We start from the raw sequence: 21,579 nt of genomic DNA on the forward strand, positions 1-21,579 counted from the left end.
ATCGCTGCGGCAGTCACGCTATCATCCGGGCTGTATTCTGGAATCGCAGACCGCTCGCCGAAACAAATGTCCACCGAATGTCTCGCCGTTTGTTTGCGGGTGTCACTGTAGGACGCTAAGTTAGCGGGCGCGATCGAGGATTTCCTGCAAGGCGTCAGTATTCATGCAACCTCTCCCGACTTTCGATCTGGTTCTGTTCGGCGGCACTGGCGATCTGGCCATGCGCAAGCTGTTGCCCGCTCTATACCGCCGTAAGGCGTCCGGTTACCTGTCTGCCAAATCCCGCGTGCTCGGCGTGGCGCGCAGCGAGCTGTCGCGCGATGAGTATCTCGCGCAAGTCCAGGCCAGCTGCCAGACCCACCTGGGCAAGGATTACGACGAAAAACGCTGGGCAGAATTTTCACAACACGTCGACTATCTGAAAGTCGATGCCTCGTCCCCCGAGGACTTCGCCGGTCTGAAGCACAAGCTGGAGGGTTGTGACGATCACGTGCGCGCGTTCTTCCTGTCGACCGCGCCGGATCTGTTCGCGAAGATCTGCGAGGGTCTGGCGACCCACCAGCTTGCGACCCCGAATTCGCGCGTCGTGCTGGAGAAGCCGCTCGGTCAAGATCGTGCATCGTCGGCGCAGATCAATGAACGCGTCAGCCGGATCTTCAGCGAACAGCAGATCTTCCGTATCGACCACTATCTCGGTAAGGAGACAGTGCAGAACGTGCTGGCGCTGCGTTTCGGTAACACGCTGTTCGAGCCGCTGTGGCGTCGGGGTCGTGTGAAACATGTGCAGATCACGGTCGCCGAGGAGCTCGGTGTCGAGCGCCGCGCGGGCTTCTACGACGAGACCGGCGCGCTGCGCGACATGGTTCAGAACCATCTCCTGCAACTGTTGTGCATCATCGCGATGGAGCCGCCGGCCACCTCCGATCCGGACGCGATGCGCGACGAAAAGCTCAAGGTGTTGCGTGCCCTGCGGCCGCTGAAAGGTCGCGACGTTCTGCAAAAAACCGTGCGTGGCCAGTACAAGGCGGGCGCGGCCGGTGGCAAACCGGTGGTCGGTTATCTGGACGAGAAGGATGTGCCGAACGACAGCAAGACCGAAACGTTCGTCGCCTTGCGCGTCGATATCGATTCGTGGCGCTGGGTCGGCGTGCCGTTCTATCTGCGCACCGGCAAACGGCTGCAGGAAAAGCTGTCCGAGATCGTGGTGACGTTCGAGGATGTGCCGTTGTCCATCTACGAGCGGCCGGACACGCCGCAGGCGCTGAACCGTCTGGTGATCCAGCTGCAGCCGGACGAGAGCATCGAGCTCACGGTGCTGGCGAAGTTCCCCGGCGAGGTCATGCGCCTGCGCCCGGTCAATCTGAGCCTGGATTTCTCCGAGACCTTCAAGGCGCCGCGCCTGGATGCCTATGAGCGTCTGCTGACCGACGTGTTGAAGGGCAATTTGACCCTGTTCATGCGCCGTGACGAGCTGGATGCCGCCTGGCAGTGGATCGATCCCATCCGCGAGGCCTGGGAGCAGTCGGACGAGGCGCCGAAAACCTATACCGCCGGCAGCTGGGGGCCGGCCGCGGCCAGCGCGTTGCTGGGTCGGGATGGCTTCGCCTGGCGTAACGAGCTGTAATACGGCCCAGTTGTAGTGGCAGTGAGAACTCCATGAGCTGGGTGCACGAACACCGCTTCCCCGACTCGCTGGCGCTGGCGCACGCGCTGTCGGGCGAGATCAAAGTCGATCTCGAGGAAGCCATCCAGGAGCGGGGCGCGGCCAGTCTGGTGGTGTCGGGCGGGCGCACCCCCACCAAGCTGTTCGAGCAGCTGCGCACCGAGAAGCTGGACTGGTCCAAGGTCTGGATCACGCTGGCGGACGAGCGCTGGGTGGAGACCACCAACGCTGCGAGCAACGAAAAACTGGTGCGGGAAACCCTGCTGACCGGCCCGGCCGCGGCGGCGCATTTCGTGGGACTGAAGAATCCCGCGCCGGCGCCCGAGGCGGGTGCCGATTGGGCCACTCGTGCGTTAACCCGGGTGCCGCACCCATTCGACGTGGTGCTGCTGGGCATGGGGGACGACGGCCACACCGCGTCGCTGTTCCCCGGCTCGCTGGCGCTGGGTAAGGCATTGGACCGCGCGGTCCCGCCGGGCTGCGTGGCCATCAACTCGCTGACGGCGCCGCATGCGCGGCTCAGTTTGAATTTGTCGGCGTTGCTGGACTCGCGCCGTATCATTTTGCATATCGAGGGGGAGTCGAAGTGGCAGGTTTATCAGCGCGCGAAAGCGGCGGGGCCGGTGGCCGAGTTGCCAGTGCGCTCGGTGCTTCAGCAGAAGGAAGTGCCCATGGACGTGTACTGGGCACCGTGATGAGCCTGCGCCCATGAGCCGGACAACGATTCCTCCGCGCATGATCGCGGACATCGGTGGTACCAACGCGCGCTTCGCTCTGCTCGATGGCATGCAGCGTCGTGACGAAGTGGTGCTCGCCTGCGCCGACTATCCCGATCTGGTGTCGGCCGCCGAGGAATATCTCAAACGCGTGGACGCCAAGGTCAACGGCCGTCCGCTCGAAGCCGCGCTTGCCATCGCGGGTCCGGTCACGGGCGACATCATTCGCATGACCAATCATGTGTGGCAGTTCTCCGCCGCGCACACCAGACAACAACTGCAACTGCGTCGTCTCATCGTTCTGAACGATTTCACCGCGCTCGCGATGGCCGTGCGCCATTTGAAGGGCAGCGACCTCGATCAGATTGGCGGCGGCAAACCGCAACCGAACGCGCCGATCGCCGTCATCGGTCCGGGCACCGGTCTTGGCGTCTCAGGATTGATTCCGTCCGGTCAGCACTGGATCCCGCTGCAAGGCGAGGGCGGTCACGTGACATTGTCCGTGATGAACGAGCGTGAGCTCGCGGTGCTTCAACAGCTGCAGCAGCGTTTCTCACATGTCTCGGCCGAACGCGTGATTTCCGGGCCGGGATTGGTGACGTTGTACGACGCGCTGTGCGGCGTCGAAGGTGTGATTCCTGAAGTGCTCACGCCACCTGAGATCACCAAGCGCGCGCAGGAGGGAACCTGTCGGCTGTGTTTCGAAACGGTCAGCATGTTCTGTGCGCTGCTCGGCACGATGGCGGGCAATCTCGTGCTCACACTCGGTGCACTCGGCGGTGCATACATCGGTGGCGGTATCGCGCCGGGGTTGGGGCCGATGTTCACCAGCTCGCGCTTCCGCGATCGTTTCGAAGACAAGGGTCGCTTCACCGATTACGTTTCGCGCGTCCCGACGTATGTCATACGCGCCGAACTGCCGGCCCTGCTGGGGCTGGCCAGCGCGTTCACCGACCCGGGACCGCGCCTGGAAGCCGACTGATCCTCTGGCACACGGATTGCAACGCGGTAGGCATCGGAACATTGAGTTCCTCCTACTGAACGAAGTGAGCGTGCATCGTGCGTGTGCTCGTCATCGCTGAATCCGCGGATCATGCGGAGATCCTGAGGTCGGGAGTCCAGCTGGCCGGTCATGAGCTGACCGAAGTGCTGCCCGTGGATAGTGCTTTGTCGCCCGCGCTGGAGCGGGGCAAGCCCGACGTGCTGTTGCTGGAGGCGCGTTCGCCGTCGGTGGATCTATTGGATCGTTTGCTCGATGCCATGGGTCCGAGCGCCGTGCCATTCGCGGTGTTCGCCGGCGATTCCTCGTCGCAGGCCATTGAAAATGGCGTGCGCGCCGGCGCCGCGGCCTATGTGGTCGATGGGCTCGAAGCCACCCGCGTTCCTGCCATTCTCCAAGTCGCCCTCGCGCGCTTCGATTACATCGCCGGTCTGCGCAGCGAGCTGGGTCTCGCCCAGCAGAAACTGGCGGAACGCAAGTTCGTGGAGCGCGCCAAAGGGCTGCTGATGAAGGCGCGCAATCTGAGCGAAGACGAGGCGTATCACACGCTCCGGCGCATGGCGATGGAGCGCAACCGGCGCATGGGCGATGTGGCCAAGTCGGTGATCGAGATGGCCGAGCTGCTGAACTGATCCGAGCTCGAAGGCGCGATGGTCTGTCGATTTGGTGCAGCCCGTGCCGGGTCTGCACCAGAACGGGTCCGGCTACAGCTTCACCAGGCTGCTGACTTCCAGCAGCCGATGGCTTGGCACGCCGAAGTGAATGGCGGCCAGCTGGCTGTTGCGACCCATGAGCGCGAACAGTCGTTTGCGCCAGAGCGGCATGCCCGAGCCCGAGGTGAAGATCGGGTTCTCGCGGCCCACCACGTACACCGTCGAGTCCGGTTCATACGGTTCGCCTTTCTCTTCGGCGCCCCGTAGTGCCGCGACCACGTTCGGCGTTTCCATGAAGCCGTAGCGCGCGATGATCCGGCACATGCCCGCGCCCAGATCCTGAACTTCGATGCGTTCCTCCGGCGGCACGAACGGTACTTCCGGGCGCACGAAGGTGAGCAACACGTTGCGCTTGTGCAGGACTTTGTTGAACTTCAGATTGTTCAACAACGCGCGCGGCATGCCACCGGCTTCCGCCGCGAGATAAACAGCCGTGCCTTCGACGCGCGTCGGTGGATCCTTTTCGATCATCGTCATGAAGTCGCGCACCGGCATTTGTTCGCGCGCGATCAACCAGGCGAGGGTGCGACGGCCTTCCTGCCACGTGCTCATCAAAATATAGATACCGATGGCCACGGCCACCGGCAGCCAGCCACCATGCGCGAACTTGAGCAGGTTGGAGAAGAAGAACGCCGACTCCGCGATCAGAATCAGCGACAGCAGCGTGATGATCTTGCGGTTGTGCGGCTCCATGCGGACCCGCAGCAGCATCATGACCAGAATGGTGTCGATCAGCATGGTGCTGGAAATGGCGATGCCGTAGGCACCGGCCAGCGCGCTCGAAGAACGAAAACTCAGGATCAAGGTCAGCGTGCCGGCAAACAACAGCCAGTTCACCGACGGCACATACACCTGACCGATCTCTTCTTCCGACGAATGCAGGATGCGCAGACGCGGCAGATACCCCAGGTTCAACGCCTGGCGCGTGATCGAGAACACCCCCGAGATCACGGCCTGCGAAGCGATCACCGTCGCGCACGTAGCCAGCACGATGACTATGGGCAGCAGCCAGCTCGGCGCGAGCAAATAAAACGGATTCTTGATGGCGGTGGGATCGGCGAGCAGCAGCGCGCCCTGGCCGAAGTAATTCAAGATCAGCGCCGGCCACACGATGCGGAACCAGGCCTTGCGGATCGGTGAGCGACCGAAGTGGCCCATGTCGGCGTACAGCGCTTCACCGCCGGTCACGGCCAGAAACACCGCCGACAGGGTGACGAATCCCATCACGCCGTTGTTGATGAAGAAGTGCACGGCGTACATGGGATTGATCGCGAAGATCACATTGGGCGATTCCGCGATGTGACTCGCGCCGAGGCCCGCGAGTGTCAGGAACCAGAGCAGCGTGATGGGGCCGAACAGCCGTCCCATCGCACCGGTGCCGTGACGTTGCATCAGAAACAACGACGTGAGAATCAGCACCGCGCCGGGTAACACGAAACGCTCGAGCTTCGGCGTCGCGATCGTCAGGCCTTCCATCGCACTCAACACCGAGATCGCCGGCGTGACGAAACCGTCGCCGAAGAACAGCGCGGCACCAAACAAACCGACCGCGCTCACCGGTGCCCACACTTTCCAATTGGGGCTGGCGGTGGAGACCAGGGTACTGAGCGCGAGCACGCCGCCTTCGCCGCGGTTGTCGGCGCGAAGCACGATGCCCACGTACTTGATCGAGATGACCAGTACCAGCGACCAGAGGATCAATGACAACAGGCCGAGAATGTTGGCCTCGTTCACGGCGATGCCATGCTCGGGATTGAAACATTCGCGGAGCGCGTACAGCGGGCTGGTGCCGATATCGCCGAACACCACGCCCAGCGCAGCCAGGACCAATTTACGATCTGCGCCGTTACGGTCACCGTCGGCGGAGTCGGATGAGCGGAGGCCCATGATGTTGTTGTTACACGCTAGGCGCGGCGGCAGCTGCCAAAGGCGCGGGATTCTAGAGGATTTGGAGCAGCCGGGCGAAGCCGGATGTCACATGAGGGCGGGCGTCAGTCGGCCAGCCGGGCCAGCCAGGGGGCGACCAGCATGCCGAGCGCCCCGCCCACCACGGCGGTGATGCCCAGACGCAGGTAGTCGACGGAACGGCCACCCAGCTCCGCCGCCCCCATTTCGACGCCATGAGCGACCAGGTTGCTGGTGATGCCCGAGCTGTCCAGCCAGCTCATGAGCGCCACGGCGAGCACGATGCCGCCAATGATGCCCGGGATGACAAAAGCGAGCGTTCGGCGCCAGTTACGACTCAACGACTGCATCTGTTGCTGCCATTCCAGCTCCAGCCGGCGGCGCGCTTCCAGGCGTTTGTTCTCGTCGATGGCGTCGATCCGGGCCATCAGGCTGCGGTCGAAATCCGAATTCAATTGCAGCGGTGGCGAGGCTTCTACCAGCGCCTCGTCCAGCGCCTCGAATTCCGGCAGGCTGCGCTGACACAGCCCGCAGGCGGCCAGATGGGCCTCGAACGCCGCGCTATCGGCGTCGTTCAGCTCGCCATCCAGCCAGTCCTGGAGGGCGTCGTCCCACTGTGCGTGTTCGTTAGGCTGCTTCATGGTCAGGCTGCGGCGGCTTCCGCCTCCTTGGTCAGCTCGATTAGGCGCTTGCGGGCCCGATGAAGCAAGGCTTTGACCGTGCCCAACGGCAGCCCGAGGCTGGTGGCGGTCTGTTCGTAGGACTTGTCCTCCATATAGAACAGCACCACGGCCTGACGATAGCGCTCCGGCAGCTGATCGAGCAGCTGCCCGACACTGACCGTTGCGGAATCGTCGGCCTCGGGCGCGGCCAGGGCGGCGACAGCCGGGTTGTAGCTGTCATCGTCGTCGTTCTGGTCCAGGGAAACGGTCGGCTTGCGCTTGCGGATCTCGGACAGGGCGCCGTTCTTGGCGATGGCGTAGATCCAGGTCGACAGCTGCGACTGAGAGGCGAAGCCCGGCAGGGCGCGCCAGATGCGCAGGAGCACGTCCTGGGTACAGTCCTCGGCTTGTGCGCGATCGCGTAACATACTGAATATGAGGCGAAAAACCTTATCCCGATAACGTGGCAACAACAACGCGAACGCCTCGCGATATTGCTTGGTCCGCAGCCGCTCTAATATGTCGGCGTCTGCCTGGAAAGCTGACGAGGACGTCATTGGCTGTTGGGACGTAGTGGGTGGGAGAAAGGTTGCAGTGGGCTCACTTTAACAATGTGAGCGATTTGTTAGTCCTAACACCGCCGCCGCTGGCCGGTTACAACCGGTTGTTCACCGACCCTGCAAAATCGGTAACCATCAGTGCAACCTTGCACGGGGTCGGGTACGTCTCAACCCCACGTTCAGACAGGCTAGGGTCTTTCGAGGCAGCCAAACATGCTCAGCGATCTCGTCCCAATCTTCGGCATCATCTTCGCGGTGGGCCTGCCGCTATCCATTCCCATCGTCTACATCGCGCTGAACTACCGGAAGCGCAAACGGCTCATGGAGCTCAGCCACGCCGAGCGCATGGCCGCCATCGAGCGCGGCATGGAAGTACCGCCGCTGCCGCTGGAGCTCATCGACGGCCAGAGCCGCCGGCGCCGTAGCTCGCTGCTGCCGGGGCTGGTGTGGTTCTTCGTCGGCCTGGCCATGGTGGCCGGCTCGATGAGCATCGGCGACGAGCTACCGGTGGTGTTCGGCCTGGTGCCGCTGGGCATCGGTCTGGCCTATCTCATCTATTACGGCGTCGAAGGCCGTCACGTCGAAGCGCGCCAGCTGGAAGTCGAGCTGCGCGAACGGGCCGAGCGCAACGGCCGCTACTCGCAGCAGGGCCCTGCAACCTTGTAAGCCCCGCCTGCATCGAACCACAAGAATTCGTTCCCGCTGGTTCATCTCTAACAAGCTCGTCGAAATGAGTGCGCCGGTCCCGATCGGCGTCGAGGGAGACGCTCATGCTCACGATTCGCAACCTGTCGAAGTCCTACGGCAGCGTGGCTGCGCTACGCAATGTTTCCTTGCAGATTCCCGCCGGCATGTTCGGACTGCTCGGTCCGAACGGTGCCGGCAAGTCGTCGCTGATGCGGACCATCGCGACCTTGCAGGATCCCGACTCCGGCAGCATCACGTTCGACGGCGTCGACGTGGCTGCCAACAAAATGGCGATTCGTCGCACGCTGGGCTATCTGCCGCAGGACTTCGGCGTGTATCCGAAAGTCAGCGCGCTCGGGCTGCTCGATCACTTCGCGGTGTTGAAAGGCTATTTGAATCGCGGCGAGCGCGCCGACGTGGTCGAAGCGCTGTTGCGACAGGTGAATCTCTGGGAGGTCCGCAAGCGCAAGCTCGGCACCTTCTCCGGCGGCATGCGTCAGCGTTTCGGCATCGCGCAGGCGCTGCTCGGCAATCCCAAGCTCGTGATCGTCGATGAGCCCACCGCCGGTCTCGATCCCGAAGAGCGCAATCGTTTCCTGAACCTGCTCGCGGATATCGGTGGCCAGGTCGTCGTCATTCTGTCCACTCACATCGTCGAGGACGTAACCGACCTGTGTCCGCGCATGGCGATGATCTGTCGCGGCGAAGTGCTGATGAGCGGTGAGCCGCGCGAGGCCATCGCGGCCATGCGCGATCGGGTGTGGAGCAAGCAGGTCAGTAAGGCGACGTTGCCGGACTATCAAGCGCGCTACACGGTGCTGTCGACACGCCTGATCGCCGGCGAGCCGTTGATTCACGTGTACAGCGAAGCGCGGCCTGAGGATGGCTTCGTGGCCGTCGATCCGGGGCTGGAGGACGTTTACTTCCAGCGCTTGCGCCAGCACGACGCGGCACCGGCCACTCGCGCAGCCGCCTGAGCGATAGCAGGAGGCGCGTATGTTCAGCGAATTCTTTCGTTTCGAGCTGCGTTATCAACTGCGCTCGCCGCTGCCCTGGGTGGTGGCGCTGGTGTTCGCGCTGATGGCGTTCGCGGCCACCACGACCGACATGATCACGATCGGCGAAGGCATCGGCAACGCCAATCGCAACTCGCCGTACGTCATCCTGACGTTCTTCAATGTGTTCTCGACGCTCGGCATGTTCGTCGCCGTCGCGTTGATCGCCCAGCCGCTGCTGCGTGATTTCGAGCTGGGCACCGAGGAGCTGTTCTTCAGCAAGCCGCTGCACAAGGCGACTTATCTGTGGGGGCGTTTCGCGGCCGGCTCGCTCATGGGCCTGATCGTGATGATGGTCACTGCGCTGGGCATGATCCTCGGCTCGCTCATGCCCTGGATCGATCCGCAGCGGCTCGGGCCATTTTCCCCGACGCTGTTTCTATGGAGCTTCGGCGTCATGATCGTTCCGAATCTGCTCTTCACCGGCGCGCTGCTGGCCCTGCTCGCGGTGACGACGCGACGGTTGTTGCAAGTGTTCGTCGGAGTCGTCGCCTTCCTGGCACTCTGGGGCATCGCCAGCGAGCTGACCAAGGATATTCAATATCACACCATCGCCGCGCTGATCGATCCGCTCGGCGGCGAGGCGGTTTCGCAGGTCATGCGTTACTGGTCGGTGGCCGAACGAAATACGCAGCTGCCCGAGTTGAGCGGGCTGCTGTTGTTGAATCGCGCGATCTGGGCGGGCGTGGCAGTGGCCATGCTGCTGGCGGCGCAGTTGCTGTTCAATCCCCAGCGGCAGCGGGCGAAGAAGCATTGGTGGCAGCGCTCAGCGAAGCCTGAGGCAGCGCCTTTATCTGCTCCGGCACGGACGGTGAGTAAGGTGTCAGCGACGCCACGTGCCTTCGACGCCTCGGTAGCTCTCGGTCAATTCATTCATCTGGCGTGGTTCGACACCAAGTCGGTGCTCCGGAGCATTCCCTTCCTGGTGCTGCTGGCGTTTGGCCTGCTCAATTATCTCGGCGGCTCGCCGGCGATGGAGAACACCTTCGGCACTTCGATCTATCCGGTCACGGCGGTGATGATGCAGTACATGCAGGGCAGCTATCAGTTCCTGCTGATCGCCATCGTCGCGTTCTACGCCGGCGATGTGTTGTGGCGGGAGCGCGATGCCAAGCTCGCGGAAGTGACCGACTCGATGCCGGTGCCGAACTGGGTGCCGCTGCTGTCGAAGCTGGGCGCGGTCACTGCGGTCGTGTTCGCCTTCATCGTGTTCGGCGTGCTGGCGGCGATCGGTTATCAGCTGTGGCACGGCTACACCAGGCTCGAACCGCTGCTGTATTTACAGGCGGCGTTCATCGATGCGTGGCCGTGGGTATTGATGGGTGCGCTGGCGCTGTTCCTGCAGGTCGTCTGTAATCAGAAGTTCATCGGTTATCTGTTGCTGATTCTGGTGCTGCTGTCGCAGATCGTGCTGGGCCAGATCGGCTACGAGCACAACTTATATAACTACGCCGGCGCGCCCCAGATGACGTACTCCGACATGAACGGCTACGGTCATCTGTTGCAGCCGTGGGCCTGGTTCCAAACATACTGGACGCTGTTCGCGGCGATGCTGATCGTGCTTGCAAATGCATTCTGGGTGCGAGGCACGGCGTCGCGGTGGAGTTGTCGCTGGCGGGACGCGTTGCGGAGCTTGCGGGGACCGCAGGCCGCCGCGCTCGCGAGTCTGGCGTTGGCGTTCATCGCCACGGGCGGCTGGATTTTCTATAACACCAACATTCTCAATGAGTATGTGCCCAAGGATGTGGGGTTGGATCGCCAGGCTCGCCTGGAAAAGGAATATCGGCAGTTCAAGGATCTGCCACAGCCGCGGATCGTCGATGTGCGCGCGGATGTGGATATTTATCCCGAGCAACGGCGTTCGGTGATTCGGGGTCATTATCATCTGATCAACAAGCACGACGTGGCGATTCCCGAGTTGCACGTGTACACGAATCCGGTAGCTCGTATCGAAGTGGTCGCGCCGGCTGGCGTGGTCCTGAAGAAAGAAGATCGCGAGGCCGGCATGCGGATCTTCGCGCTCAGCGAGCCGCTGGCGCCCGGCGCCGCGCTCGACTTCGACTTCACCGTCGAGCGCGCCGAGCATGGCTTCACGAACAGCGGCATGCCGCGTTCGTCCGGAGCGGGCGATTTGCGCTCGACGCTCAACGCCAACGGCACGTTCTTCAACAGCAACGAAATGCCGCATTTCGGCTACGACGAGTCGCGGCAGATCCTGGATCGCAACGAGCGTCGCAAGCGCGGTCTCGGCGATGTGCCTCGCAAGCCGAAGTTGGAAGACGAAGCGGCGCGTTACAACATCGGCATCGTGGATTCCGACTGGATCAACTTCGAAGCCACGGTGAGCACCAGCGCCGATCAGATCGCGCTCGCGCCGGGCTACCTGCAGCGCGAGTGGACCGAGAATGGCCGGCGATATTTCCACTACAAGATGGACCGCCCGATGCTGCCGTTCTACTGCTTCCTGTCGGCGCGGTGGGATGTGAAGCGCGGCGAGTGGCATGGCCTGCCGATCGAGATCTACCACGATCCCAAACATGCCTATAACGTCGATCGCATGATCGATGCGACCCGCAAGTCGCTCGATTATTTCACGGCCAACTTCTCGCCGTACCAGAGCGAGCAGGTGCGCATTCTGGAGTTCCCGCGCTACGCGAAGTTCGCGCAGAGCTTTGCGAACACGATCCCGTTTTCGGAAAGCATCGGCTTCATCGCCAATCTCACCGATCCCGAGAGCATCGATTATGTGTTCTACGTGACCGCGCACGAGATGGCGCATCAATGGTGGGGTCATCAGGTCGTCGGCGCGGATGTGCAGGGTCAGACCATGTTGATGGAGTCGATGGCCCAGTACTCGGCGCTCATGGTTATGGAGAAGGAATATGGTCGCGAGCACATGCGTCGCTTCCTCAAGTACGAGCTGGATCGTTATCTGCGTGGTCGCGGCGGCGAGCTGATCGAAGAGTTGCCGCTGATGCGCGTCGAGGATCAGCAGTACATTCACTATGCCAAGGGATCGCTGGTGCTGTATCGGTTGCGTGACGAGATCGGCGAGGAGAATCTGAACCGGGCGCTGGCGAATTACATCCGCGACAAGGCGTATCAACAGCCGCCGTACACCACGACGCTCGACCTGGTCGACTACATCCGTGCGCAGACGACGGCGGACAAGTACACGCTGATCGACGAACTGCTCGCGAAGATCATCTTTTACGACAACCGCGTGGTTGCGGCGTCGGTGACGCCGCGCAATGGCAAGTACGATGTGACGATCGAGTACGAGGCCGCCAAGCGTGAGAGTGACGGCACGGGTCGCGAGACTCAGGTGGCGCTGGATGATTGGATCGAGGTTGGCGTGTTCGCCCGCGAGAAGGGGAAGGGTGAGCGCACCGAGAAGTCGCTTTATCTCGAGCGGAAGCGAATCACGCAGGCGAGTGGCAAGTTTACGGTGACGGTGGATGCGATGCCTTATGAGGTCGGCTTCGATCCGTATAACAAGCTCATCGATCGCTTGCCGGATGACAATCGGAAGACTGTCGAGATTACGACCGCCTCGACCGCGCCGAACGAGGCGCCGAGTAAGAGCTAGGCGAATAGCGTCGCCGCTTTGACGGTGCCGGACGAAGCGCGGTCAGGCTCCAATAAAGACCGGAACCGTGCCGGATGAAGCGCGGCGAAGATCTAAACGGACACCGGCGCGGTCTGGTCAAGGCTGCGCCGGTGCGGCACATCGCGGATGAAAGTCGCGACGGTGGAGTCGGTCACGTCCGCGGCGGGATCAATCCAAACCGTCCGCTCTGATAATCACGGAACGCCTGCTCGATCTCCTCGCGCGTGTTCATCACGAACGGGCCATAGCGTGCGACGGGCTCGTTCAACGGCTTGCCCGAGAGCAACAGGATCTCCGCCGGACCAGTCTCATCAGTGCTCACGCTGATATTCACCGAGTCTCCGGAGCCCAGCAGTGCCGCCTGGCCTTCAACGACCTGGCGTTGATCGCTGCCGATGATTGCCTTGCCCTTGAAGACATACAGCAAGCCGCTCTGCTCATCGGGCACCGACTGCAGCAGTTCACCCCCCGGCTGGATCGTGAAATGCAACATTTGAATCGGCACTCGCGTGTCGATGCGCGCGTCCTTGCCGAGCGACTCGCCGGCAATGACACGAACCTTCACGCGACCGTCGTCAGTGCTCGCCTGCGGGATGTCCGAGGCGCGCAATGTTTGGTAGCGCGGCGTCATCATCTTGTCGACAGCCGGTAGGTTGACCCAGATCTGGAAGCCTTCCTGATTGCCGCCTTCCCGATGGAAGCGATCGGTCGGCATCTCGGAATGGATCACGCCGCCGCCAGCGGTCATCCACTGCACATCGCCCGGGCGCAGCACGTCGGCGTTACCGAACGAGTCGCGGTGTTCGTTCTCACCGGCGAGTACGTACGTCACGGTCTCGAAGCCGCGATGCGGATGGTCGGGCGCGCCCAACGGCCCGCCCGGCGGCCACTGCACGGGGCCGAGGTGGTCGATCAGCAGGAACGGGTCGAAGTGGCTGAAACCCTGGATGGGAAACGGCCGACGCACCGGGAAGCCGCCGCCTTCGATGGTGCTGACGGACTGCACCACCCGGGCGACCCGCCGCGGCTGGGAAGGGGTATTTGAAGCTACAGGGTTGATGGCGTTCATGGGTAGGTATCCTGCCACCGATATTGAGCCGGATATGCGCGCCGCAAGGCATGACTGTTATCACGGCGCATCATGGCCCCCTTGCCAGTCGGCCATTGGCGACCTGCTGTGTTCGGAGCGGCGACGCGTTAATCTCGCTCTCTTTCGCCTGGCGCTCCGCGCTGACCTAGAGGGATACGATGACCGTCAAAATGCTGGTCAATATCGACGTCGACGATTTGACCAAAGCCACCGATTTCTATTGCAAAGCTTTCAATCTGCACATCGGCCGCCGCTTCGGCCCGGATGCGGTGGAGCTGCTCGGCGGCACCTCGCCGATCTATCTGCTGGTGAAGCCCAACGGCACCACGGCGTCGGCCACCAGCCGGCACCTGCGTTCGTATGCGCGTCACTGGACGCCGGTGCACCTGGACTTCGTCGTCGACGAGATCGAGGGCGCGCTGGATCGGGCCCGAAACGCCGGTGCGCGGCTCGAGACGCAAGTGAAGACCAACAACTGGGGCAAGATCGCCATGCTGGCGGACCCTTTCGGTCACGGCATCTGCCTGATCGAGTTCGTCGGCAAGGGCTACGACGAAATCGCCACCAGTCACGATCAGAAGCATCGGTAAGGGTGTCGCCGTGGCATGGGTCTGCTGGAAATGCGGCGCGTCTCTGGCAGACCTCAGCCTGCCTCTGCGCCGCCTCGACGAATGCCCCGTGTGCCACGCCGAGCTCCACGTTTGCAAATTGTGTGAGTGGTACAGCATCAGCGTCGCCAAGCACTGTCGGGAGACCGTTGCCGAAGAAGTGAAGGACAAGGAACGGGCGAACTTCTGCGACTACTTCAAGCCCCGGCAGGACGCTTATTCGGCGAAGAGCACGGATGCGGCGTCGAAGGCGCAGTCGGAGCTGGATGCGTTATTCGGCAGTTCCAAAAAGGCGGACGAGGCTGCTCAACCGTCGGCCGCCGAGAAGGCGCGGGCTGAGCTCGAAGCGTTGTTTGGAAAGAAGTAGCTCGACTCATTCCGACGGCGGCGGCGAGGCGTCGTGCGAGCTTTTTGCTTCATTGGCCAGCCACTCCATGACTCCGGACACCATTGGATCGTTCAGCCGTCGTGGCAGGCAAACGGCGTAGATTGCATATTCCGACGCCACTTCATTCTCGAATACTTTCACGAGTCGCCCGGCCGCCAGTTCGGCGGACGCGAAGACTTCAGAGGCGATCGCCACGCCCTGAGCGGTGAGCGCGGCCTGGAGCATGGAGTTGCGGTCGCCACAAACGATGCCCCGGCGGGCGTCGATGCCTTTGGCGCCGACGGCGTTCAGCCAACGGCTCCACGAGTGGTGGGAATCGTCGTGAAGCAATGTGAAATGGCGCAGGTCGTTAATGGTTTTCAACGGTGGTCCGCCCTTCAACAGGGCGGGCGCGCACACCACGATCTCGCGCGGCCGGAACAGGCTCATGACATGCAGGCCGGGATAGTTGCCGCCGCCGAAGCGGATGCCGATATCCACATCTTCACGCGCGAAATCCACCAATTGGGCGGTCGTGATCACTTGAAGATCCACGCCCGGGAACAACATAGAGAACGAGCGTACGCGGGGCATCAGCCAGCGCGCGTTGAAAGAAGAGAAAGTCGAAATGGTCAGCTTCCGCCGCACGGTCGGCGTCGATACATCCTCGAGTGCACCAGCCAGGCGATCGAACGCGGCGCGCGTTCCCTCAGCCAGGAGCGCACCCTGAGCCGTCAACCGCAATCCCCGCGGTAGGCGCTCGAACAACTTCACGCCGAGGCGCTCCTCGAGCTGCTTCACCTGCCGGCTCACGGCAGCGTGAGTCACGTTCATTTCCTCCGCCGCGGCACTCAAGTTCAGGTTCCGGGCGGCCACGTCAAAGGCCCGTAGAGGGCCGACTGGGATGCGCTTCATGGCAGTCCAACGATGTCCTGCGTGGATGGCTATTGATATGACTTTAAATCATAGATCACGGGCACAAAGTATCGCTATTCGCGGCAAATGGCCAGGGCCACACTACGCCTCCATTACCGAGATGCATATCTCGAAGGAGGCTCAAATGGACGAGTACTTGTTCATGACCCTGGCCAGGTTGAAAGCCGACCGTCTGAAATTGGAGCGGGAACAGCGCCTCGCGGCGCCCGATCCCGAGCAGCTTCGTCTTGAGTGGGCCGAGCCGGTGGAGACCCATCGGCATTCGTCCCGCTGGTTTTCGCAGCAGCCCTTATGGAGGGAACAATCATGAGTAGTACGAGAACGGTATTGAGTCTGGTGGCGGCGGTGCTCATCAATGCGAGCGCATTGGCCGCCTGGGAATGGAACGTGAACGAGCAGGTCACGCCTGCCGGTCAGGTGACGATTACCCAATTGGATGGGGCCCAGATCGAGGAGCCGGCCGCGGTGGCGTCATTGGCGCAGACCAAGGTCGACGGTCAGATCGTGCAGACGACACATCGTCTGTAACGATTGAAACATTGGAACGCAAGGAGGGCTCGCCATGGCCTTCGTATTGATCACATTGACGGCGTCGCTGATTCTCAACCTGGCAGTGTTGGCCCTGTTGAAGATCGGTTTACAAAGTGAGCGCGGGTCGGCCGGAGATTTTTCCGGCCACCTGCCGTGCTGAGTCATTGATCGCTCGATGCACCGATGCGCGCTATCGTCCGCTCAAGCCGCTTTGGCGATGCCCGCCACGAGCCGGCCAAGCTTTTCGATGGCGCGCTCGATGGTGGGCGTCCACAGCATGCCGCAGCTGATGCGGATGTAATTGCGATAGTCCGCCTTGGCGGAAAACACCAGCCCGGGCGCGATGCCGATGCGGCTGGCCAGCGCGGTACGAAACAACTCCACGCCATCCACGCCCGCGGGCAATTCGATCCACAGCACGATGCCGCCACTGGGCCGCGCCACGCGAGTCCCCGGCGGAAAGTAACGAATGATCGCGTCGACCGCGCTCTGCGAATTCGCAGCCAGCGTCGTGCGCACCCGTCGCAGATAACGATCGTAGCCGCCGCTCGCGTAATAACGGGCGAGCACCAGTTGTTGCAGCGTCGGGCAAGCCACCGACGAGAAGAATTTGGCGCGCGCGATATCGGTATGGAACTGCGGCGACACCGCCCAGCCGATCCGATAGCCGAGCGCGATGGTCTTGGAGACCGAACCGCAGGAAATCACCAGGCCCGCGTCGTCATACGCACGCAACGACGTCGGACGAGTATTGCCGTAATGCAGATCGCCGTAGATGTCGTCCTCGATGATGGGCACTTCGGCGGCGCTGAGAATCGAGACGATCTCGCGCTTCGCGTCGTCGGGCGTGACGCTGCCGGTCGGATTGTTGAAGTTCGGCATCAGCACGGCCGCGGCGAGCCGGGTGGTGCGCGCGATGTTTCTAACAGCGTCGACGTCGATGCCGGTGCTGGTGTGATTCGGCACCTCGACCACTTTCAGTCCGAGGTATTCGACCACCTGCAACACGCCGAAATAGGTCGGCGATTCCACCAGCACGGTATCGCCCGCCTTGCACAACACCTGCAACGACATGGTGATGGCGTCCATCGTGCCGCTGGTGATCACGACGTGCGCGGGGTCGGCCGGCGCGCCGGCGAATGTCATGCGCTTGGCGACCTGACGGCGCAGCTCTTCGTGGCCGGGCGGCAGCAAACATTCACCGGCGTGCGCGGGATGGTCGCGCAACACTTCACGGATCAGATTGTTCAGCCGCTGATTCGGATACAGCGTCGGCGAAGTGAATGCGCCGTTGAGCTGCAGGATGTCCGGCCGGGCCAGCGCTTCACGGCAAGTGTCGAGCGTTTCGGCCGCGATGGATATCGGTCGTCGCGAGCGGCTGACTTTCGGTCGCGGTGGCGGCACGCTCGCGCGCATCGGCGGCCGGACGTAAAAGCCGGACTGCGGCCGCGCTTCGATCAACCCGATGTTTTCCAGATGCAGGTACGCCTGCACGACCGTCGAGATGCTGACCTTTGCCGTGCGGCTCATGGATCGCACCGAAGGAATGCGCTCGTTACCCCGCAAGGCGCCGCTCGCGATCTGCGCTTCGACCAGACGCGCGACGCGTTCATAGAGCAGCGGTTCTTCGGCGGACATGCGGAGCCCCCTCAACTGTATCGGTCGTGGGTCAGTTTACCTGAGTCTGTACTGCTTGCCAGCACCCGCTAGAGTATTCAACCGCGCCAAAGGATTTTCCATGTCTGTTTCAGCCACCTCGACGCGAATGTCGGTGGGCATGCTCGCCGCTTTCGCCGCCATCTACTTCTTCTGGGGCACCACGTATCTGGCCATCGCGGTCGCCATCCGTGAGATCCCGCCGCTGATCAGCGGCACGATGCGCTTCGCGCTCGCGGCCCTGGTCATGTATGTCTGGCTGCGTTGGCGCGAGGCCAGGCCGCTGGCCAACGTCGATTTGAAAATGGCCGCGCTCGCCGGCGTGCTGCTGTCGGGCATCGGCAATGGTTTCGTGGTGTGGGCCCAGCAGGGCATTCCGTCAGGTATCGCCGCACTGACCGTCGCCGCCATGCCGGTCATCGTGTTGCTGTTGGATTGGACGTTTTTCAGCAAGCGGGCGCCGACGCGCCAGGCCTTGATTGGAACCACGATTGCGCTGATCGGCGTCGTCACCATCGTCACGCACACGCGTTCGCTGTCGGGCGAAGCTCATCCGATGTACGTGCTGGCGTTGCTGCTGGCGATACTGGGCTGGAGCTTTGGCACGTTGATTCAGAAGCGGGTGGTGCAGCCTGGCGCGGTGTTGAGCTTCACGTGCGCGCAAATGTTTTTCGGCGCCTTGTTTCAGTTGTTCATGTCCCTGCTGGACGGCGAATGGACGCATTTCGATCCGTCGACCGTCACGTGGAAAGGGTTGGCCGCGGTCGCGTACCTGGTCGTGTTCGGCAGCATCGTCGGGTTGAATTGTTATTTGTGGCTGCTGACCAAGGTGCCCGCGCCGAAAGTCGCGACCTACGCGCTGGTCAATCCGGTGGTGGCGCTGTTGCTGGGTGCGGCGATTCTGGGCGAGCCGCTCACGTCGCTGATCATCATGGCGACGGTGCTGGTGCTGCTCGGCGTGAGTCTGGTGGTGTTCCAGGGGGTGCTGAATCCGTCGCGTCTCAGGTCGTTTGTGTCACGGCGGACGCCTGCAATCGCTCCCGGTGAATGACGTAGAGCCCGCTCGCGACGATGATGGCGGCGCCGATCAGCATGCGCTGGCTCGGCATCGTCATCCATAACAGCCAGTCGAACAACATGCCCCACGCGAGTGCCGTGTACTCCAACGGCGCGATGACGGACGGCGCCGCCAATCTGAAAGCTTCCGTCAGGAAGTGCTGACCGACGGCGCCGGTGATGCCGATGATCACGATCCAGTGCCAGTGTTCCCACAGCACGGGAACCCAGCCGTCGATAGAGAAAATGCCGGCCAACGTGGCGGTCAGGAACAGCGCCCAGAACATGGTCGCTGCGCTGGTCTCCGTCGGTTTGAGCACTCGGATGAGCAGCACGCCCAGTGCATAAGCTGCGGCGGCGGCAACTGCGGCCACACTGCCCAGTAACGCCGCCCCACCCAAGGCCATGCCGTCGCCGCTCGGTCGCACGACCACGAGCACGCCGATCATGCCCACGATGACCGCCAGCCAGCGATGCCAGCCGACGCGCTCACCAAAGAAGGGCACGGACAGCGCCGTGATCATCAGTGGCCCGGACATGAAGATGGTGTATGCGGTCGCTAACGAAAGCCGGCTCACCGCGTAGACAAAGAAGTACAGCGTCGCGACCTGCAGAACCCCGCGCAACAGGTGCAGCCCCCAGCGATTCGGCAGCAGATCGCGCCAGCGCCCCATCGTGCCAGTGGCGAGCAACAGAAAAGGCAACGAGGCCAGGCCGCGAATGAACGTCACCTGCATGGCAGGATAGGTTTCGGCCAGGCGTTTCATGCTCAGGTCCATGACGGCGAAAGTCGCCACCGCGGCCAGCATGCTGAGAATTCCTCGGACATTACTCGCAGGCATAAGAAACCTATGCTACGCGACGGCCCCCAAGGCAGCTAGAATGTCGCGGCTAGAATGTTCCTTGCTATTCCGTTATCGAGCTCGAGTCATGCGCCAAGTCTTCATCTGCGACGCCATCCGCACACCCATCGGCCGCTACGGCGGCGCTCTCGCCAACGTGCGTGCCGACGATCTCGGTGCGATTCCCATCAAGGCATTGATCCAGCGGAACGCCAAAGTCGATTGGGCCGCGGTCGACGATGTTTATTATGGCTGTGCCAATCAGGCGGGCGAAGACAATCGCAACGTCGCGCGCATGGCGGCGCTGCTCGCCGGTCTGCCGGATGTCGTTCCCGGCGCGACCATCAATCGTTTGTGCGGTTCGGGCTTGGACGCGGTGAATCTGGCCGCGCGCACGATTCGTTCCAACGAAGCCGAGCTCATGATCGCCGGCGGTGTGGAGAGCATGACGCGCGCGCCGTTTGTGATGGGCAAGGCGGACAGCGCGTTTTCGCGGACCGCGAAGATCGAAGACACCACCATCGGCTGGCGTTTCGTCAATCCGTTGATGAAGGCGAAGTATGGAATCGATTCCATGCCGGAGACGGCCGAGAACGTCGCGGCGGAATTCGGTATCGCTCGTGCCGATCAGGACGCGTTCGCTCTGCGCAGTCAGCAACGATATGCACGCGCGCACGCCGCGAAGTTTTTTGACAGCGAGCTCACGCCCGTCGAGATTCCTCAGAAGAAGGGCGACCCCATCAAGTTCATCGCCGATGAGCATCCGCGCGAGACGTCGCTTGAAGCGCTCGCGAAGTTGAAAGGCGTGGTGAAGCCGGAAGGCACGGTGACCGCGGGCAACGCGTCCGGAGTCAACGATGGCAGCTGTGCGGTGTTGTTGGCGAGCGAAGAGGCGGCGGCGAAGTACGGTTTAAAACCGCGTGCTCGGGTGATCGCGACGGCGACTGCCGGTGTCGCTCCGCGCATCATGGGCATTGGCCCGGCGCCAGCGTCGCTGAAGGTGCTGAAGCTTGCCAGGCTCGAGATCGGTCAGATGGATGTAATCGAGCTGAACGAAGCGTTTGCGGCACAGGGTCTGGCAGTGACGCGTCAGCTCGGCCTGCCGGACGACGCCGCGCATGTGAATCCAAACGGTGGTGCGATTGCCATCGGCCATCCGCTCGGCGCGAGCGGTGCGCGTCTGGTCACGACGGCGCTGAATCAGTTGGAGAAGACGTCGGGCCGCTACGCCCTGTGCACGATGTGTATCGGTGTGGGCCAGGGCATCGCCATGGTGATCGAGCGCGTTTGATTACTGGCAGGCCGCCTGGCAGTCGCGCAGTTCCGTGCGGCAAATGGTCTGCGCGTCCCGCTCATTGAGATAGCAGTCGTAGCGCATCGAGGCGATGTTCTGTTGCATGACATCGATGCACACGTTGTAGTGCTGGGTGAATCGATCGGCGAAGTTACCCGGGCCGCGCCGGCCCGGGTTGCGGAAATAGCTGCAGAAATAGGTGTAGTCGCTATTGCGCAGGGTCATTGGGTCGCGGCCGCTGTTGGCGGCCTTCTTCGAGCATTCCTGGCGCGCCTGACGCACTTTACTGTTGCAGGTCCCGTTGGAGATTTCGCACTGACTGACGCAACTCTTGCGAGCGGCGTCGGCCGCCGTCGGCGCCTTGGCGGTGTCTTCGGCAACGCCGACTCCGAGCCAGGCCAGTGCCACGCATAAACTTCCCAACCGCACCACGGCTTTGCCGTTCATTTTCTCATTGCCCCGCGTTTGATGGGAGCATCGTCGCCAGCGGGACACAGGCCGTCAAGGCACTGTCGGGCGACCTTGGACATCAGTACTAGTGGTCGCGCGCGGACTCGGGAACCCGCGGCGTGATCGCTGGTCTTCCTGGTATCCGCAAATATTCCTCGCAGTGACGGGTCACACTAGT

22 protein-coding genes are annotated in these 21,579 nt (G+C 62.5%); 14 read left to right on the forward strand and 8 right to left on the reverse strand.

Annotated features, from left to right (window positions below):
- The first annotated feature begins 163 nt into the window (after positions 1-163).
- The 4 genes from zwf (at position 164) to EKO19_RS10410 (ending at position 4,011) form a co-directional block, all read left to right on the forward strand.
- Positions 164-1,624 carry a glucose-6-phosphate dehydrogenase gene (zwf, locus tag EKO19_RS10395; RefSeq protein ID WP_129776351.1) on the forward strand — a complete coding sequence of 487 codons (1,461 nt, stop codon included), beginning with the start codon at positions 164-166 and terminating at the stop codon, positions 1,622-1,624.
- Positions 1,625-1,656: 32 nt separating this feature from the next.
- A complete protein-coding gene (pgl, locus tag EKO19_RS10400) occupies positions 1,657-2,358 on the forward strand; it encodes a 6-phosphogluconolactonase (protein WP_129776352.1) in 702 nt (233 codons plus the stop codon).
- 13 nt (positions 2,359-2,371) lie between these two features.
- A complete protein-coding gene (locus EKO19_RS10405) occupies positions 2,372-3,361 on the forward strand; it encodes a glucokinase (protein WP_129776353.1) in 990 nt (329 codons plus the stop codon).
- 77 nt (positions 3,362-3,438) lie between these two features.
- Entirely contained in the window at positions 3,439-4,011 is a 573-nt protein-coding gene (locus EKO19_RS10410) for an ANTAR domain-containing response regulator (protein WP_129776354.1), read from the forward strand.
- Between the two features lie 72 nt (positions 4,012-4,083).
- Here the strand turns inward: EKO19_RS10410 and EKO19_RS10415 are convergent, their stop codons facing one another.
- The 3 genes from EKO19_RS10415 to EKO19_RS10425 all read right to left on the reverse strand — a co-directional run bounded on the left by EKO19_RS10415 (position 4,084) and on the right by EKO19_RS10425 (position 7,216).
- A complete protein-coding gene (locus tag EKO19_RS10415) occupies positions 4,084-5,922 on the reverse strand; it encodes a potassium transporter Kup (protein WP_217705245.1) in 1,839 nt (612 codons plus the stop codon).
- Between the two features lie 161 nt (positions 5,923-6,083).
- On the reverse strand, positions 6,084-6,638 hold the full coding sequence (locus EKO19_RS10420) for an anti-sigma factor family protein (RefSeq protein WP_129776356.1): 555 nt from the start codon (positions 6,636-6,638) through the stop codon (positions 6,084-6,086).
- Positions 6,639-6,640: 2 nt separating this feature from the next.
- Entirely contained in the window at positions 6,641-7,216 is a 576-nt protein-coding gene (locus tag EKO19_RS10425) for an RNA polymerase sigma factor (protein ID WP_129776357.1), read from the reverse strand.
- A 216-nt stretch (positions 7,217-7,432) separates the two neighbouring features.
- On the opposite strand from EKO19_RS10425, the gene EKO19_RS10430 reads away from it, so the two are divergent.
- From EKO19_RS10430 to EKO19_RS10440, 3 genes are all read left to right on the forward strand, one after another.
- Positions 7,433-7,885: a DUF6249 domain-containing protein gene (locus EKO19_RS10430; RefSeq protein ID WP_129776358.1), complete on the forward strand. Its 453-nt coding sequence runs from the start codon at positions 7,433-7,435 to the stop codon at positions 7,883-7,885.
- A gap of 104 nt (positions 7,886-7,989) precedes the next feature.
- Positions 7,990-8,883, forward strand: a complete 894-nt coding sequence (locus EKO19_RS10435) for an ABC transporter ATP-binding protein (protein WP_129776359.1) — start codon at positions 7,990-7,992, stop codon at positions 8,881-8,883.
- Positions 8,884-8,902: 19 nt separating this feature from the next.
- A complete protein-coding gene (locus EKO19_RS10440; RefSeq protein WP_129776360.1) occupies positions 8,903-12,550 on the forward strand; it encodes an ABC transporter permease/M1 family aminopeptidase in 3,648 nt (1,215 codons plus the stop codon).
- A gap of 172 nt (positions 12,551-12,722) precedes the next feature.
- On the opposite strand, the gene EKO19_RS10445 is transcribed toward EKO19_RS10440, so the two are convergent.
- On the reverse strand, positions 12,723-13,640 hold the full coding sequence (locus tag EKO19_RS10445) for a pirin family protein (RefSeq protein WP_129776361.1): 918 nt from the start codon (positions 13,638-13,640) through the stop codon (positions 12,723-12,725).
- Between the two features lie 179 nt (positions 13,641-13,819).
- Between EKO19_RS10445 and EKO19_RS10450 the strand changes: the two genes are divergently transcribed.
- Both EKO19_RS10450 and EKO19_RS10455 read left to right on the forward strand, forming a co-directional pair.
- A complete protein-coding gene (locus tag EKO19_RS10450; RefSeq protein ID WP_129776362.1) occupies positions 13,820-14,251 on the forward strand; it encodes a VOC family protein in 432 nt (143 codons plus the stop codon).
- Between the two features lie 88 nt (positions 14,252-14,339).
- Complete coding sequence (locus EKO19_RS10455; RefSeq protein WP_175597017.1) at positions 14,340-14,636, forward strand: hypothetical protein; 297 nt, start codon at positions 14,340-14,342, stop codon at positions 14,634-14,636.
- A gap of 6 nt (positions 14,637-14,642) precedes the next feature.
- Here the strand turns inward: EKO19_RS10455 and gcvA are convergent, their stop codons facing one another.
- The gene (gcvA, locus tag EKO19_RS10460; protein WP_129776363.1) at positions 14,643-15,551 is read right to left on the reverse strand and encodes a transcriptional regulator GcvA; all 909 of its coding nucleotides are present in this window, start codon (positions 15,549-15,551) and stop codon (positions 14,643-14,645) included.
- Positions 15,552-15,696: 145 nt separating this feature from the next.
- On the opposite strand from gcvA, the gene EKO19_RS10465 reads away from it, so the two are divergent.
- From EKO19_RS10465 to EKO19_RS39475, 3 genes are read left to right on the forward strand one after another with little or no spacing between them, the layout of a single operon-like run.
- Complete coding sequence (locus EKO19_RS10465) at positions 15,697-15,882, forward strand: hypothetical protein (protein ID WP_129776364.1); 186 nt, start codon at positions 15,697-15,699, stop codon at positions 15,880-15,882.
- Complete coding sequence (locus EKO19_RS10470; RefSeq protein ID WP_129776365.1) at positions 15,879-16,100, forward strand: hypothetical protein; 222 nt, start codon at positions 15,879-15,881, stop codon at positions 16,098-16,100. The genes EKO19_RS10465 and EKO19_RS10470 overlap by 4 nt, the downstream gene beginning before the upstream one ends.
- A 34-nt stretch (positions 16,101-16,134) precedes the next feature.
- On the forward strand, positions 16,135-16,263 hold the full coding sequence (locus EKO19_RS39475) for a hypothetical protein (protein WP_281281050.1): 129 nt from the start codon (positions 16,135-16,137) through the stop codon (positions 16,261-16,263).
- Between the two features lie 41 nt (positions 16,264-16,304).
- On the opposite strand, the gene EKO19_RS10475 is transcribed toward EKO19_RS39475, so the two are convergent.
- Positions 16,305-17,741: an aminotransferase-like domain-containing protein gene (locus tag EKO19_RS10475; protein ID WP_129776366.1), complete on the reverse strand. Its 1,437-nt coding sequence runs from the start codon at positions 17,739-17,741 to the stop codon at positions 16,305-16,307.
- 100 nt (positions 17,742-17,841) lie between these two features.
- Here EKO19_RS10475 and EKO19_RS10480 point away from each other — a divergent pair, with 100 nt between their 5' ends.
- Positions 17,842-18,810 (forward strand): EamA family transporter, encoded by a 969-nt coding sequence (locus tag EKO19_RS10480; RefSeq protein ID WP_175597018.1) that lies wholly within the window; start codon positions 17,842-17,844, stop codon positions 18,808-18,810.
- On the opposite strand, the gene EKO19_RS10485 is transcribed toward EKO19_RS10480, so the two are convergent.
- Positions 18,761-19,657: a DMT family transporter gene (locus EKO19_RS10485; RefSeq protein ID WP_129776368.1), complete on the reverse strand. Its 897-nt coding sequence runs from the start codon at positions 19,655-19,657 to the stop codon at positions 18,761-18,763. The genes EKO19_RS10480 and EKO19_RS10485 overlap by 50 nt on opposite strands.
- 88 nt (positions 19,658-19,745) lie before the next feature.
- Between EKO19_RS10485 and pcaF the strand changes: the two genes are divergently transcribed.
- The gene (gene pcaF, locus EKO19_RS10490; RefSeq protein ID WP_129776369.1) at positions 19,746-20,948 is read left to right on the forward strand and encodes a 3-oxoadipyl-CoA thiolase; all 1,203 of its coding nucleotides are present in this window, start codon (positions 19,746-19,748) and stop codon (positions 20,946-20,948) included.
- Here pcaF and EKO19_RS10495 read toward each other — a convergent pair whose 3' ends face one another.
- Entirely contained in the window at positions 20,949-21,398 is a 450-nt protein-coding gene (locus tag EKO19_RS10495; protein ID WP_129776370.1) for a hypothetical protein, read from the reverse strand.
- Positions 21,399-21,579 lie beyond the last annotated feature (181 nt).

The sequence above is a fragment of the Peristeroidobacter soli genome, from assembly GCF_004138485.1.
Classification (GTDB): domain Bacteria; phylum Pseudomonadota; class Gammaproteobacteria; order Steroidobacterales; family Steroidobacteraceae; genus Steroidobacter; species Steroidobacter soli.